General features: G+C 64.1%; 14 protein-coding genes. 11 read left to right on the forward strand and 3 right to left on the reverse strand.

The window, feature by feature from the left end; all coding sequences use genetic code 11:
- Positions 1–384 (forward strand): ethanolamine ammonia-lyase light chain EutC (locus tag ACYQ00_RS02220; protein WP_460030581.1); only part of this gene is annotated, 384 nt, incomplete at its 5' end.
- Between the two features lie 41 nt (positions 385–425).
- On the opposite strand, the gene ACYQ00_RS02225 is transcribed toward ACYQ00_RS02220, so the two are convergent.
- A complete protein-coding gene (locus ACYQ00_RS02225; RefSeq protein WP_460030582.1) occupies positions 426–1,013 on the reverse strand; it encodes a MerR family transcriptional regulator in 588 nt (195 codons plus the stop codon).
- A gap of 101 nt (positions 1,014–1,114) precedes the next feature.
- Entirely contained in the window at positions 1,115–1,582 is a 468-nt protein-coding gene (locus tag ACYQ00_RS02230) for an SRPBCC family protein (RefSeq protein WP_460030583.1), read from the reverse strand.
- A gap of 574 nt (positions 1,583–2,156) precedes the next feature.
- Between ACYQ00_RS02230 and ACYQ00_RS02235 the strand changes: the two genes are divergently transcribed.
- The 4 genes from ACYQ00_RS02235 (at position 2,157) to ACYQ00_RS02250 (ending at position 6,488) form a co-directional block, all read left to right on the forward strand.
- The gene (locus tag ACYQ00_RS02235; protein ID WP_460030584.1) at positions 2,157–2,912 is read left to right on the forward strand and encodes a ParA family protein; all 756 of its coding nucleotides are present in this window, start codon (positions 2,157–2,159) and stop codon (positions 2,910–2,912) included.
- 2 nt (positions 2,913–2,914) lie between these two features.
- Positions 2,915–3,283, forward strand: a complete 369-nt coding sequence (locus tag ACYQ00_RS02240; protein ID WP_460030585.1) for a hypothetical protein — start codon at positions 2,915–2,917, stop codon at positions 3,281–3,283.
- Between the two features lie 62 nt (positions 3,284–3,345).
- Complete coding sequence (locus ACYQ00_RS02245) at positions 3,346–4,155, forward strand: hypothetical protein (RefSeq protein WP_460030586.1); 810 nt, start codon at positions 3,346–3,348, stop codon at positions 4,153–4,155.
- Positions 4,156–5,225: 1,070 nt separating this feature from the next.
- Positions 5,226–6,488 (forward strand): ATP-binding protein, encoded by a 1,263-nt coding sequence (locus ACYQ00_RS02250; protein ID WP_460030587.1) that lies wholly within the window; start codon positions 5,226–5,228, stop codon positions 6,486–6,488.
- A gap of 28 nt (positions 6,489–6,516) precedes the next feature.
- On the opposite strand, the gene ACYQ00_RS02255 is transcribed toward ACYQ00_RS02250, so the two are convergent.
- A complete protein-coding gene (locus ACYQ00_RS02255) occupies positions 6,517–8,745 on the reverse strand; it encodes a sigma-54-dependent Fis family transcriptional regulator (protein ID WP_460030588.1) in 2,229 nt (742 codons plus the stop codon).
- Between the two features lie 340 nt (positions 8,746–9,085).
- Here ACYQ00_RS02255 and ACYQ00_RS02260 point away from each other — a divergent pair, with 340 nt between their 5' ends.
- The 6 genes from ACYQ00_RS02260 to ACYQ00_RS02285 all read left to right on the forward strand — a co-directional run bounded on the left by ACYQ00_RS02260 (position 9,086) and on the right by ACYQ00_RS02285 (position 14,363).
- Complete coding sequence (locus tag ACYQ00_RS02260; protein WP_460030589.1) at positions 9,086–10,507, forward strand: dihydrolipoamide acetyltransferase family protein; 1,422 nt, start codon at positions 9,086–9,088, stop codon at positions 10,505–10,507.
- A gap of 51 nt (positions 10,508–10,558) precedes the next feature.
- Positions 10,559–11,011, forward strand: a complete 453-nt coding sequence (locus tag ACYQ00_RS02265) for a Lin0512 family protein (RefSeq protein WP_460030590.1) — start codon at positions 10,559–10,561, stop codon at positions 11,009–11,011.
- Entirely contained in the window at positions 10,998–11,960 is a 963-nt protein-coding gene (locus ACYQ00_RS02270; protein WP_460030591.1) for a thiamine pyrophosphate-dependent dehydrogenase E1 component subunit alpha, read from the forward strand. The genes ACYQ00_RS02265 and ACYQ00_RS02270 overlap by 14 nt, the downstream gene beginning before the upstream one ends.
- Positions 11,961–11,998: 38 nt before the next feature.
- Positions 11,999–12,970, forward strand: coding sequence for an alpha-ketoacid dehydrogenase subunit beta (locus ACYQ00_RS02275; RefSeq protein ID WP_460030592.1), 972 nt, complete (start codon positions 11,999–12,001; stop codon positions 12,968–12,970).
- Positions 12,971–13,041: 71 nt separating this feature from the next.
- Positions 13,042–14,040, forward strand: a complete 999-nt coding sequence (locus tag ACYQ00_RS02280) for an NAD(+)/NADH kinase (RefSeq protein ID WP_460030593.1) — start codon at positions 13,042–13,044, stop codon at positions 14,038–14,040.
- A 20-nt stretch (positions 14,041–14,060) separates the two neighbouring features.
- Entirely contained in the window at positions 14,061–14,363 is a 303-nt protein-coding gene (locus tag ACYQ00_RS02285) for a DUF6506 family protein (protein ID WP_460030594.1), read from the forward strand.
- The last annotated feature ends 63 nt before the right edge of the window (positions 14,364–14,426 follow it).

Below are 14,426 nucleotides of genomic sequence, written 5' to 3' on the forward strand. Positions count from 1 at the left end.
TTTCTTGCCGCCCTGGAACCGGCAGGGCTGCGCGTGGGAGCTGTCTGCGTGGTGCACAACGGCCGGGTGGCCGTGGCCGATGAGATTGGCGAACTGCAGCGGGCCCGACTCTCCGTCATTCTGATTGGCGAGCGTCCCGGCCTGAGTTCGCCGGACTCCATGGGCGTGTACCTGACCTGGAACCCCCGCCCCGGTACCACGGACGAAGCCCGCAACTGCATCTCCAATGTCCGTCGCGGCGGGCTCAGCCTCCTCGAAGGCGTGCGCAAGCTGTGCTATCTGGTGGAGGAGGCCTTCCGCGTGCAGGAAAGCGGCGTGAACCTCAAGGACCGCATGGCCCCCGGGCATCTGCCCTTCGGCCGCGAACTGATCCTGCCGGAGTAGCCGCCTGAGCGGGGAGCCGGCGAGTTTCCTGCTCCCCTCCCCTACTCTTTTTCCTGCTCCGCTGCTGTGCCCGCCCGCGTCCAGCGCAGCACGGCGTCCACGGCCTCGGCGTCCAGGCCCAGCAGACCCAGCAACCGCCGATGCGCTGCCGGGTTGCACGCTTCCAACTCCTGATGAAACCGCCGCTGGTCCTCCCGGCTCAGCCCTGCGGCCTCCAGGAGCGCGGTAAAGGCGGCCTTGTCTATACTGTCTATGCTGCCGATGGTGCCGATGCGTCCGGCCCCGACCTGCGCCACCGGCAGATGCAGCAGTCCGGCAATGAGCCGCTCCTGCGCCCGCAGCCCGGCCTGCTCCTGCTGCAGGGCCTGCAACCGGGCGGTGAGCACCGCCGTTCTGGCTGTATCCGCGGGATCCGGCGCATCCAGCACGGTCTTGATCTGCTCTAACGTCAGCCCGGCCCGGCGGTACAGGCAGATGCGTTCCAGCCGCGCCGCCTCGGCCTCGCCATAGGTGCGGTATTCGCCTGCCGCCCGACCCTGCGGACGCAACAGGCCGATGCCGTCATAATACAACAGCGTGCTGCGGGAGAGCCCGAAGCGTTTGGCCAGACGCCCCACTGTCCACTGCATGCCCGTCCTCCTGAGGCCTCCCGAAGTTGCGGGGGCCGGCAGCGCACCTTTCTCACGGGAGAGAGCGCCGTCGGACGCCCTCCCCGCGTGCTGCGTGGTTCCTACAACATGTTCCCTGTTTCAAGATAGTGGCGCAATTGCGTTTCCAGCCGGCCCATGCGCTCGGCCAGGCGCGGGCCGTTGAACTGTGCCATGGCCGTCTCACCAGTTTCGCCCAGCGCCGTCACCACGATGCGCCAGGCCATGTCCGAGCCGCCATCCGGGCGTTCCGTCAGGGAAAGACGCATGGCCACGGTGGCGCGGTCATGCAGAAAACAGACAAACTCAATACGCTGTGGCGGCTCGTACCGGCTGACCTGCCAGAGCCGGCCTTCCTCGCCGGGCATGTCTGTTTCAAAGAGGCAATCCAGCTCAGCCACGCCCGACGCGCTGTGGAGGAGCCGGCATTCCAAGCCGCGGATCCAGTCGTATTCCCGGATCGGACACAGCAAGGGAAACACGACCTGCGGCGGGGCCGGCAGGTGCATCACCCCCGAGTTGTCTATCCTGGGCGCCAGGCGAGGGACCATGGCGACAGTTGACTTCAGTGACTTCTGCAATGTCTGCGACTTCAACACAATGCACCTCCTGCAGTGCCATAGGCTGCAGGCGGCAGGAACGCCCTGCCCTCCTGCAGCGGGTTGATCCCGGCGTGCTGCAGGGTGAAGCCATAGACAGGTCAAGCGGATTGTGCGGGGCATATTTTTTTGAGCGGCCGTTCATAATTTTTTTAGATTCATAATTTAACATTTGATAAATCATTCGTTATGAAGCCCCCCCCCGGGCTCCGCCTCAGCGTGGCCTCGCACACGGACTCCGGCCGCTCATCCTGTGAATTTCTGAGTTGATATTTCGCTACTTGTGAATTATTAATTCACATTGCATCAATTATGAATTATTAATACGAATAAAAACGGAAGATTATGCCTAATATTTCATAAAATCATAATTCATAATGCGTAAGTTCACAATGTGGAAATTATCTAGAAAATATTTATTGTCGGCCACTGCGAGCCGTGCTACCGTCCCGTTTATCTGGTGGCCGGCAGACGGCCTGATGCCAATTTTCATTTTTATTAATTTCTACATTATGAAGGACCCCGCGTGAACATCCTCGCCATTGCCAACCAGAAAGGGGGCGTCGGCAAGACCACCACCGCCCTGAACCTGGGCGCTGCGCTGCACCGCGAGTCCGGCGTCAAACCCCTGTTGGTGGACATGGACCCGCAGCGGAACCTCACCCGCGCCTGCGCCGTGGATGGCGACAACCGACAGAGCACCTTTGAGTTTCTGGCTGGCACGGTTCCCTTTGAACAGGTGGCCGTGGAGGGCGCGGCCTTTGACCTTATCCCCAGCAGCGTCCGCCTGGCCGACGCCGATGTGACCTTTGCCACCAAGATTGGCCGCGAGCGTCTCCTGACCAAGGGGCTCCGCACGGCCGAGCAGTTCGGCTATGAATACGTTCTGGTGGATTGCCCGCCCAATTTGGGGCTGCTCTCCGTGAATGCTTTTACCGCGGCCACGCATGTGCTCATCATCGCCCAGTGCGAGTTCTTCTCCCTGGACGGGCTGGTGCTCATCAAGAAGACCCTGGCCGAGGTCCGCGAGGAGCTCAATCCCGGCCTCACGGTCATGGGCGTGGTCCCCACGCTGTACGACAAGCGCAAGACCCTCAATCGCGACGCCCTCAAGGCCATGCGCCACGAGTTCGGCGACGACGTGCTCACCCCCATCCGGGACAACGTCAAACTCGCCGAGGCTCCCAGCTTCGGCAAAACCATCTTCGAGTACGACCCGGAATGCAACGGCGCCTACGATTACGCCATGCTGGCGCGCGACATTCTCAAGAGGAGGACCTAGCCATGGGACTCGGCAACAATCCCCTCGCCACCGAAGGCGACCGCTTCATCAAGAACACCCTGGATACCCCCCGCGGCACGCCAAAACCCGCACCGGCCGTGCCCGTCGGAGCGGGCGGAGCGGGCGGGGCCATGCGTGACACCGAGCCCGGCGCGTACCCCGACGCGCTTCCGGGCACGCCGCGCACGGAACTGCGCGAAGCCCGGCAGGGCAGGGCGGCCAAGCCGAAAATCGGCAAGCACGTCAAATCCTTCAGTCTGGACGAGCACTTGGTGCAGCGGCTCAGGGCCTATGCCTTCCATGAGGAGGAAAAGGCCTCGGCCGTGGTCAGCAGGGCGCTGCATCAATACCTTGCCGACCGCGGCTACTAGCCCCCCCAGGCTTCCAAGGGTTCCCGGACTTCCCAGGTTTCCAGGGTCAGGAGAGATCGATCATGACGGACCGTACAGCCAAGATTGCGGAACTGCAGCAAAAAGACCGCATGACCCGCTTTGTGCAGCTCAAACTGTATCAGCAGCAGAGCGTCATGCCCAACCTGGCGGCCAAGTCCCTGCTGTTCCGCCCCACGGCCAAGGGGCGCCGCCCGCATTTTCCGGACTGGCAGCCCGTGCCCGTGCTGAACATCCAGAACATGGAAATGTCCTTTCGGAACTATCAGCTGGATCAGAATGATCTGACCGGCTGGCTGGTGCTCCTGCAGTTTGCCAAAAACCGGGAGGACCTCATCGCCGCCTTTTCCGGCAAGGAGTTCCTGCGTCGCATGCGCAAGCAGGGCAGCAGCCGGGACTATGCCTGGCTCAATTCCTTCATCGACCGCATCTCCGGCACCCAGGTGCGCATTGCCGTGTCCGGGGAAACGGAAAACGGCAGCCGCAAATTCCGCTATCAGGGCGCCCTGGCCCCGCAGGCCATGATCGAGGAAACGCGGGAGTTGTACGCCCTGGAGCTTTCCAAGGTGCTCTGGTCCTTCTTCGGCATCGACAGCTGGAGCTACGTGAACATGGAAGCCCGGCTGGCCCTGGGACAGAACCAGCTGGCCATGGCCTTTCAGGCCTTCCTGATGGCCAACCAGTCCCCCTTCTGGACCACCTGGGAAACCCTCTTTGCCATGTGGGGCGGCAACTATCAGGAAATGCGCAAGTTCAAGCACGCCTTTCAGGACCGGGTCTTCAATGAGCTGCTCAAGGTCGGGGCCATCGAAAAAATCATCCCCAAGGGCAAAAGCCTGGGTATTTTCTGGTGATCGCAGCGTGAAATCGCCGGACGTCACATACGGGAGACGGGGCCAGGCCAGGAGTAGGGCCAGGAGTAGGGCGGGGCGACGTGAAATCGCCGGACAACTCCGGAAGTTTGACAAGGCGGAAACAGTGCCTGCTTGACCGCTGACGTGAAATCGCCGGACATCTGGAGGAACTCATTCCTCCTTGTCGGGGCCTGGGAAGATGACGTGAAATCGCCGGACGTCGCGCCGCGAGCCTTTCCGGAAGGCTGGGTGACGTGAAATCACCGGACACTCGATCCCATCCCGGTCCTGCCAGTGGGTGTCAAATGGACCGGCAGCGTGAAATCACCGGACAGCCGCCGCCGTCCCGGCCGGCGGAAGCGTTTCTCCCTGGCCAGGGTCTGCCGAAATGACGTGAAATCGCCGGACACTGTCCACCTTCCTCCGGCAAGGCTGCGTGAAATCACCGGACACTCCTGAACATGACGTGAAATCACCGGACAGCAGCAGGTGGCCCTAAAAAATTCACAGAAGCAGATTTCGTGAAATTCCAGATTGTTATATATTTTGACGACGTGAAATCACCGGACAGAGGGAAACCCGGCCGCCTTGACGGCGTGAAATCACCGGACAGACAGCGTGATATCGCCGGACATCCGCAGTCCGAACAGCGTGAAATCACAGGACAAGCCACGTGAAATCACCGGACAGGGCAACGTGCGAACAGGGGACACCATGGCGTGATATCGCCGGACACAGACGCCTGGGAACCCGCGCCGCCATTGAGGATCCGGGACTCTAAAACTTGTCTTAACAACTTGCTACACATAAGAAGAGAGCCCGGCGTCTCTCAGATTTTACCCAGCAAACGTGATATCGCCGGACAAGCATTCTTTGAGGGGGCAGGCGTTGCCTGCTGAAGAACAGACCTGCGGGCCTGCGGCCCTGTACTGGGGGCCTTGCCCCCAGCCCCCCAAGCCCGGACTCGCAATAAGCTAGTATTATATGGAAATTTCAAAAAAAACCGAGTTTTGATGAAAAACATCCAGGCGGTGGTTGAAATTCATCCGCCAACCGGCTAATTTTCAGCCATGTATTCACGCTTCCTTTCCGCTGCCATCCAAGAAGCCATGGCCGACACGCCGGTGGTGCACCTCAGGGGAGCCCGGCAGGTGGGCAAGACGACCCTGGCCCGGCAGTTTGAGACCGAGACCCGGCCCTATCTGACTCTGGACAACGCCGCCATGCTTGATGCAGCCCGCCGGGATCCCTCGGGATTTGTTGCCGGCCTGACGCAGGGTGCCTCCGGCGGGGCCATCATTGACGAGGTGCAGAAGGCTCCGGCGCTGTTGCCGGCCATCAAGGAGGCCGTGGACCGGGAGCGACGGCCCGGCGCCTGGCTGCTCACGGGCTCGGCGGATATCATGGCCGTGCGGGAGGTCTCGGAGTCCCTGGCCGGACGCATGGAAACGCTGACTCTTTGGCCGCTCTCCTGGGGCGAGCTGCAGGGCCGGCAGGACTCGTTCCTGGATGATGTGTTCGATCCGGCCTGGCAGCCGGCGGCCGCTCCGGCCAGGATTCCGGGAGAAGAGCCGGATCTGGTGTCGCGTCTGCTAATGGGCGGGTACCCCGAAGCCGTGGCCCGCCCCACACCCAAACGGCGCGGGGCGTGGTTTGAGTCCACCCTCACCGCCATTCTGGAGCGAGATGTCCGGGAGCTGGCGGCCATACAGGATCTGACGGCGTTGCCCCGGCTGCTGCGGCTGGCGGCGGCCCGCAACGCCGGCCTGTGCAACCATGCGGCCATGGCTGCGGATCTGGGCATGCCGCAAACCACCTTCAAACGGTATCTGGCGCTGCTGGAGGCCACGTTTCTGCTCTGGGAGCTGCCGGCCTGGTCGGCCAATCTGGGGCAGCGCGAGGTGAAGGCCGGCAAGCTGATGGTTGCGGATTCCGGACTGGCTGCGCATCTGTTGGGCCTGACCCCGGAACGGCTGGACCAGGACCGCAAACTCCTCGGCTCCCTCCTGGAAGCCGCGGTGGCCGGCGAACTGGCCCGCCAGACGCAATGGAGCGAGGGCCGGGTACGGTTGTGGCACTGGCGCACCCATGCCGGCCGGGAGGTGGATATTGTCCTGGAGGATGCAGCCGGCCGGCTGGTGGGGCTGGAAGTGAAGGCTTCTGCCACGGTCACCACGCGGGATGCGGCCGGCCTCAAGGTCCTGGCCGCCGCTGCGCCGGATCGGTTCGTGCGCGGCCTGGTGCTGCATCTGGGCCGGGAAAGTGTCCCCCTGGCCGCCAATCTGCACGCCGTGCCGGCAGCCCTCATTGCGGGGCGCGCAGTGCGGCAGTAGGCGGCAGGGGAGGGGGCAGCGACGCTGGTCAGCAGATGCCGAACTTGCGCATCTTGGCGTACAGGGTGTTGCGGCCAATGCCCAGGGCCCTGGCGGTCTGGCTGATGTTCCCGCCGTGGCGCTCCAGGGCGGCGCGGATGGTGCCTTCGGCCACGTTTTCCAGGGTCAGACTATGTGGTAACCCCTGCGGCAACCCTTGGAGCAGGTCCTGCGCCGGGGCCGGGCCTGGCACAGCCGGAAATGCCGCCTCGCCTCTGGTGGAAAAGGCGGCGGAGAGCATGGCCGGAGCTGGCCTGCGGCCTGCAAGAATCCGCGCCGGCAAGTCGTCCAGACGCAACAGGCCGTCTTCCATCAGATTCACGGCAGCTTCGATGCAGTTGATCAGCTCCCGGACATTGCCGGGCCAGTGGTGGTCGCACAGCGCACACATGGCCTCGGGCGCAATGCCTTCGAACGGCAGCCGGAAGGCCGCGCAAAGCCGCCGGGCATGGTGTTCCACCAGCAGGGGGATATCCTCCGGCCGTTCGCGCAGGGGGGGAATCTGGATGGCCACAACATTGATGCGGTAATACAGATCCTCGCGGAACAAGCCCTGTTCCACAAGTTCGAACAAGTCTTTGTTGGTGGCGGCCACCACTTTCACATCCAGGGTGCGGCTTTTGGCGCCCCCCACCCGGACCACGCAACGCTCTTCCAGCGGCCGCAGCAGATTCACCTGCAGTTCCAGGGGCATTTCGGAAATCTCGTCCAGAAACAGCGTGCCTCGGTGGGCCTGCTCAAACTTGCCGATGCGGCCCTTGTCATCCGCACCGGTGAAGGAGCCGGCCCGGTAGCCGAACAACTCGCTCTGGGCCAGTTCCCGGGCCAGGGCACCGCAATTCACCGCCACAAAAGGCCCGCCCGCCCGCGCGCTGGCCTGATGGATGCCCTGGGCAAAAAGCTCCTTGCCGGTGCCGGTTTCGCCGCAAAGCAGCACCGTGGAGGGTGTTTTGGCGGCCTGGCGGGCCTTTTTGATGGCCAGGAGCAGGGCAGGGCTGTGGCCGATGATTTTTGCAAAGCCCGCGTCGGCAGTGGTGCCGGTAGCGGTGGTCGGGGGTGTGTACGCCGCCTGCGTGGCAGCGCGGTGGCTGGGGGTGCTGGCCGGGCGGGTCCGCTGCGGCTCGGTCAGGGTGACGATGGTGTGCCCCCACTTGCCGTTTTCGCTGGACACCAGGGCCGCCCGGGCGATGAGCTGCGGATTCTTCCAGCAGGCAATGGTCATGGCCTCGCCATTGGAGGGTTGTGCCCGCTGCCGGGTAACAAAGGCCCGATAATCCAGCAGGGAATCTGCCAGACGGCCGCGCAGGGCGTCCAGCTCCAGGCCCAGGAGCGCCGCAGCGGCCTGGTTGGCGTTGGTGATGCGGCCGTGCTCGTCCACGGTCAGCACTCCCGTAAGCACGGCGTTGAACACGGCGGAAATGAGCGAGCGGGACTTGTATTCCAGCTCCTGCAAATAGGCGCTGCTCAGCTGCCGTTCCAGCTCCCTGGCGGCTTCCATGACCAGTCGCAGGGACTGGGAATGGTCCGAGTCCGTGGGGCCGGAGATGTCAAAGCACCCCCAGACGCTGCCGTGAGGATCAAGAATGGGCGCCGCAGTGCAGCACCAGGAATGATGGCTCTGGCAGTAATGCTCCTCGGCAAAGACCTGCATGGGCCGGCCGGTGACGATGGAAGTGCCGATGGCATTGGTGCCCACGCTGGTTTCGGCCCAGTTGGCGCCAGGGCCGAAGTTGAGCTTGTCGGCCTTGCGCAGGGTGTCCACGTCGCCACAGGTACGGACCAGCCGGCCGTGGTGGTCGGCCACGGTCATGAGCAGGTTCCGTCCCTTGATGGCTTCGTAAATCCGGCGTTCCACGGTGCCGGCGATGCGCTGGAAGGTGCTGGCAAAGGCCTCCAGCTGATCCACGGGGGTAAAGTCCCAGCAGCTGCGAGGGGAGGGGTCCACCTGCCAGTCACGGCAGCGTTTCCAGGAATCCAGGATGTGGGGATCGCAGTCCGTCACCGTCAGGGTGCCGGTGCGCATGAACTGCTCCCACTGGCGGAAGTGCACGCGGCCGGCCGCGCGCAGGCCAGGGGTTCGCATGTCTGGCGTTGGGACGGCCTGATCAGACGGGCCGGATTCTTGCGTCCTGCCGGAACTGCCTGCGCCGCTTGCGGTCGCGCCCAGGTCTTCCTTGTGGATGCGGAACACATCGCCGTTACGCTGCAATGTGAACATGGCGCCTCCCGTTCCCGGGTGAACATTGTCGAATAACAATACTGCGCTGGGCAATTTTCAACCGGGGTTATCGGGCAATACCGCGGGGGGGATTTTGGGTCAATCGAGAAAATTGTCAAACGCGGTCATGTTGCCGCCGGTTGCCCTGAAGTGTTCCGAAATCGAACAGCGCAGTTGCCCCGCGGGCAAAACAGATGGTGAAATCAATGTTATTTTAGGTAGATGTCCTTGGCACTTTGGTTGCTATTCCCCGCTTGCACATGCGTTCAAGTCCGGCCTGCACAGCGGGCCTTATGCAGGATTCGCACTCACGGGATTTGCAACCAGAGGAGTTTTCGCCATGGCGCATCAGGTGATCATGCCCAAATGGGGCCTGACCATGAAGGAAGGCAAGATAGCACGCTGGCTCAAGGCCGAGGGCGAGCCGGTCCAGGCCGGGGAGCCGCTGTTGGAAGTGGAAACCGACAAGATCACCAACTCGGTGGAAGCGCCGGGCACGGGCGTGCTGTTTCAGATCGTGGTGCCGGCCGGGGAAGTGGCCCCTGTGCAGGCGCTCATCGCCATTATCGCCGCTCCTGGCGAGACGCCCCAGCGGGCAGAGGGCGGCGCTGCGCCCGCTGCCGCCTCCACGGCTGCGGGTGACGCAGCGGCTGCCAACGCTCCGGCAGCCGCTGCCCAACAGGAGGCCGTGGATGACGGCAAGTTCGTCCGCGCCACCCCGGCGGCCCGTCGCGTGGCCAGAGAGCTGGGCGTGCGCCTTGGCGCAGTGACCGGGACCGGCCCCGACGGCATGGTCACGGAAAAGGACGTCCGCGATGCAGAGGCCGCCGGCCCGGCCGTGAACGCCAGCCCCCAGGCCATCGCCTTTGCCAGGGAAAAGGGCATCGACCTGGCCATGCTCGCCGGCATGGGCACGGGGGAGGGTGGCAAGATCACCAAGGCGGACATCCTGCGGGCCATGAACCCCAACTTTGCCGCCCAGCAGCAAAAGCCCGCCACCCCTGCCGCGTCTGCCCCTGCCGCTCCCGCCGCTCCTGCGGCGGCGACTGCAGCCAGGCCGGCCGGTCCGCAACCCGGCAGCGTCATCCCCATGTCCGGCATCCGCAAGATCATTGCCGACAACATGATGGCCAGCCTCCAGGGCGCGGCCCAGCTGACCTGTTTTGTGGAAGCAGACGTCACGGCCATGGTGGAGCTGCGCGAAACCCTGCTGGCCCGCAACAAGAAAAATCCCGATTACAAACTTTCCTATAACGATATCATTGCCTACGCCGTCTGCCGGGCGCTCAAGAAGAATCCCATCATGAACTCCACCCTGCAGGACGACGGCATCCACGTGCACGAACACGTGCATCTGGGTGTGGCCGTCTCCCTGCCCGACGGGCTCATCGTGCCCAACATCAAGAACGCCGACACCTTCGGTCTGGAAGATCTCAAGGCCAAGGTCCGCGACGCCGCCACCCGCGCCCGCAAGGGCGGCCTGAGCATGGACGAGATCTCCGGCGGCACCTTCACCATCAGCAATGTCAGCATGATGGGTGTGGACGGCTTCACCCCCATCCTGAACCCGCCGGAAACCGGCATCCTGGGCGTGGGCCGCGTGGTGGAAAAGCCCGGCGTGGTGGGCGGCAGCATCGCCATCCGCAAGTGCATGACCCTTTCCCTCACCTTCAACCACATGGTCACCGATGGCGGCCCGGCCATGACCTTCCTGCGCACCCTGGCGGACATGCTGGAAACCCCGGCCCTCATGCTGGCCTGATGCCGGCCAGGGGCGTGACGTTGGCTTGACGTTTGCGTGAAGGAGATTGCCATGGCCAGAAAACGCTTTGCCATTGAACTCGGCTACGGCGCCGACCTGCACGGCGCAGACATGACCAAGGCCGCCGTGCGCGCGGTCAAGGACGCCATCTCCCGCTCCTGCCTGTGCGGCCTGGCGGAGATTTGCGGCATTGCCACCGGCACCTTCACCGGCGTGCATGTGCACGTGGAGATTGCCGCGCCGGATCCGGCCCAGGTGGAGGAAGCGGCCGTGACGGCCGCCGTGCCCATTGGCACCAAATCCTTCAGGGCCGTGCCCGGCGGCATGCGCGTGCCCGGGCTGGAGGTGCCCTGCTTTGGCCCCGGCGTGAGCGATATTGTGGTGGCCTGCGCCTGCCTGACCGTGTCTGTGGACCTGGAATCGTCTGATTCCGAAACAACTGGAACCGTCGCCCGCTGCCTGGCGGGAAGCAATACCGGAGGTGAACGCGATGAGCAGTCCTGACAAGAAGACCCTCATGGGCATGTACATCACCATGAACAAGATCCGCTTGTTCGAAACCAAGCTGCAGGAGTTCTTCGCCGCAGGCAAGATTCCCGGCTTTGTGCACCTGTACCTGGGCGAGGAGGCCGTGGCCACCGGCACTTGCGCCAATCTCACCAGGCACGACAAGATCACCAGCACCCACCGCGGCCACGGCCACCTGCTGGCCAAGGGCGGGGACCTCAAGCTGATGATGGCCGAGATCTTCGGCCGCAAGACCGGCTACTGCAAGGGCAAGGGCGGCTCCATGCACATTGCCGACTTTGATCTCGGCATCCTCGGCGCCAATGGCATTGTGGGCGGCGGCGGCCCCCTGGCGGCCGGCGCGGCCCTGGCCTCCAAGTACAGAAAGACCGACGAAGTGACCATCTGCTTCTTTGGCGATGGCGCGTCCAACCAGGGCACCACCCAGGAAGCCCTGAACCTGGCCAGCTGCTGGAAATTGCCGCTGGTCTTTGTGAATGAAAACAATGGCTATGGCATCTCCTGCCCGCAATGCAAGTCCATGGCCGTCACGGACATTGCCGACCGCGCCGCAGCCTATGACATGCCCGGCGTGGTGGTGGACGGCAACGATGTGCTGGCCGTGTACGAAGCCGTGGGCGAGGCCGTGCGCCGGGCCCGCAAGGGCGAAGGCCCCTCCCTGGTGGAATGCAAGACCTACCGTTGGCGCGGCCACTTTGAGGGCGACGCCTGCACCTACCGCTGCACCGAAGAGCTGGAAGCCTGGATGGCCAAGGATCCCATCCCCCGCTTTGCCGCCAAGCTTGTGGAATCCGGCGTGGCCACCCAGGCCGAGCTGGACAAGATTGCCGCGGACATTGCCGAGGAAGTGAAGCAGGCCGTGGACTTTGCCGAACAAAGCCCCTTCCCCGACGTCGCGGAGCTCACGGCAGACATCTACGCCTAGGCGCGCCATTCCACCTTTTGCACAACGGAGACGATAGCATGGCCAAGATCAGCTACTTGCAGGCGCTCAACCAGGCGTTGCTGCAGGAAATGGAACGCGACGAGAATGTGTTCATCATCGGCGAGGACGTGGGGGCCTTTGGCGGCTGCTTTGGCGTCACCCAGGGCTTGTTCAGCCGCTTTGGGGAAGCCCGCGTCATGGATACGCCCATCACGGAAAGCGTCATCGTGGGTGCGGCCACAGGCGCTGCGGCCAGCGGGCTCCGGCCCGTGGCGGAACTGATGTTCGTGGACTTCATCGGCGTGGCCCTGGACCAGCTCTTCAACCAGGCCGCCAAGATGCGCTACATGTTCGGCGGCAAGGCCAAGGTGCCCATGACCCTGCGCATGCCCCAGGGTGCGGGCATTGGCGCGGCAGCCCAGCATTCCCAGTCCCTGGAAGCCTGGTTCATGCACATGCCCGGTGTGAAGGTGGTCATCCCGTCCACCCCCTATGACGCCAAGGGCATGCTCATCAGCGCCATTCGCGATGATAACCCAGTGATCTTCCTGGAGCACAAGCTCCTGTACGGCGTGGAGGGCGAAGTGCCCGAAGAAGCCTACACCATCGACTTCGGCAAGGCCGACGTGAAGCGCGAAGGCTCGGACGTGACCATCGTGGCCACCTCCCTGATGGTCCACAGCGCCCTGGAAGCCGCCGAAACCCTGGCCAAGGACGGCCTGAGCGTGGAAGTGGTGGACCCCCGCTGCCTCCAGCCCCTGGATACGGCAACCATCCTCGAATCCGTCAAAAAGACGCACGCCCTGGTGGTGGCCCACGAGGCCGTGGGCTTTGCCGGCCCTGGCGCGGAAATTGTGGCCCAGGTGGCGGAACAGGCCCTGGACTACCTGGACGCCCCCGTGCGCCGGGTGGCCGCGCCGTTCTCCCCGGTGCCCTTTACCCCGCCCCTGGAGCAGGCCTTCATCCCCAATGCTGCAGACATCGTCAAGGCTGTGAAGTCCATCCGCTAGCACGCCTCGCATCCACATGGAACGCAGGCCGCCCCTTATGGCGCGGCCTGCGTTCCAGACGGGAGAATCCTGTGAGCACAGTGGCGATTCTGGCCAACCCGGCCTCAGGCAAGGACATCCGCCGTCTGATTGCCCACGGCAGCGTGTTCGACAATCAGGAAAAAGTCCGCATGGTCCGCCGGCTGCTTCTGGGCCTGGAGGCCGCAGGCGTGCAGAAGGTCCTGTACATGCCGGACGGCTACGGCATCGTCCCGCGCGCCCTGCAGGCCGTGGAGCTGTCCATGCCTGTCACGCCCATCGAAATGCCCCTGCGCCAGAGCCAGGAGGATACGGTCACCGCGGCCGGCATCATGGAAACCCTGGGCGCAGACGTGATGGTGGTGCTTGGCGGGGACGGCACCAGCCGGGCCGCCTGCAAGGGCAGCCTGCATGTGCCCATCCTGCCCCTGTCCACGGGCACCAACAACGTGTTCCCGGTGATGGTGGAAGCCACCGTGGCCGGCCTGGCCGCGGGGGTGGCCGCCTCCGGGGCGCTGCCCAAATCCAAGACCTGCCGCCGGGCCACCATGTTTGAGGTGCTGGTGGATGAAACGCCCGTGGATATCGCCCTGGTGGACATTGCCGTGTACGAGGATTTGTTCATCGCCTCCCGCGCAGTCTGGGATATGGACAAGGTCCCGCAATTGTTTCTCACCCGCTGCAGCGCGGATACCATCGGCCTTTCCAGCATCGGCGGGCAGCTCATGCACATCGCCCCGCACGAAGCCCGCGGCCTGGCCCTGGAGCTGGGGCCGGCCGCCCAGTGCGCCACCAGCGTGCAGGCGGCCATCGCCCCTGGACGCTTTGCCCGCGTGGGGATTCGCGGTACCATCGAGATGCAGCCCGGGGTGCTGTTCACCGTCTCGCGCTCCCCCTGCCTGCTGGCACTGGACGGCGAACGCGAGGTGGAAGTGCACCGCGGCAGCACGGCCCGGGTCCGGCTGCGCACGGACGGCCCCTGGGTGGTGGACGTGCCCCGCGTGCTGGCCCAGGCCAGGGGGCTGGGATTGTTCAAATCAACGGCAGCCTGACCGCTGCAAGGAGAAACGCCATGGATACCCTCAAGGCCGCGTTCATGTTCATTGCTCCGGAGGCAGATCCCGAGGCCCACCGCAGCTGGACCCGTACTCCCAAGGTCAACCTGCTGGCAGTGGCCGTTTCCAGTTACGAGCAGGCCGTGGAAGTGGCCAAAAAACTGGTGGCCGAGGAAGGCATTGTGGCCATTGAGCTGTGCGGCGGGTTCGGCAACATCGGCACGGCGCGGGTGGCTGAATCGGTAAAGGTGCCCGTGGGGGTGGTCCGCTTCGACATCCACCCCGGCCTGGGCAATGTCAGCGGAGACGCCCTGTTCTAGCGGGGGATTCGCCGGGCAAATTTCGAGGCCGCACGCGGCTTCGTCCAGTGTGTCGTCTCGGCC

The sequence above is a fragment of the Megalodesulfovibrio paquesii genome, assembly GCF_054653055.1.

Coding starts and splice junctions, on each gene's coding strand:
- ACYQ00_RS02265 (WP_460030590.1), top strand. CDS start 10,559: ATGGCCAGAAAACGCTTTGCCATTGAACTCGGCTACGGCGCCGACCTG.
- ACYQ00_RS02230 (WP_460030583.1), bottom strand. CDS start 1,582: ATGGTCCCTCGCCTGGCGCCCAGGATAGACAACTCGGGGGTGATGCAC.
- ACYQ00_RS02250 (WP_460030587.1), top strand. CDS start 5,226: ATGTATTCACGCTTCCTTTCCGCTGCCATCCAAGAAGCCATGGCCGAC.
- ACYQ00_RS02275 (WP_460030592.1), top strand. CDS start 11,999: ATGGCCAAGATCAGCTACTTGCAGGCGCTCAACCAGGCGTTGCTGCAG.
- ACYQ00_RS02285 (WP_460030594.1), top strand. CDS start 14,061: ATGGATACCCTCAAGGCCGCGTTCATGTTCATTGCTCCGGAGGCAGAT.
- ACYQ00_RS02260 (WP_460030589.1), top strand. CDS start 9,086: ATGGCGCATCAGGTGATCATGCCCAAATGGGGCCTGACCATGAAGGAA.
- ACYQ00_RS02255 (WP_460030588.1), bottom strand. CDS start 8,745: ATGTTCACATTGCAGCGTAACGGCGATGTGTTCCGCATCCACAAGGAA.
- ACYQ00_RS02225 (WP_460030582.1), bottom strand. CDS start 1,013: ATGCAGTGGACAGTGGGGCGTCTGGCCAAACGCTTCGGGCTCTCCCGC.
- ACYQ00_RS02245 (WP_460030586.1), top strand. CDS start 3,346: ATGACGGACCGTACAGCCAAGATTGCGGAACTGCAGCAAAAAGACCGC.
- ACYQ00_RS02270 (WP_460030591.1), top strand. CDS start 10,998: ATGAGCAGTCCTGACAAGAAGACCCTCATGGGCATGTACATCACCATG.
- ACYQ00_RS02240 (WP_460030585.1), top strand. CDS start 2,915: ATGGGACTCGGCAACAATCCCCTCGCCACCGAAGGCGACCGCTTCATC.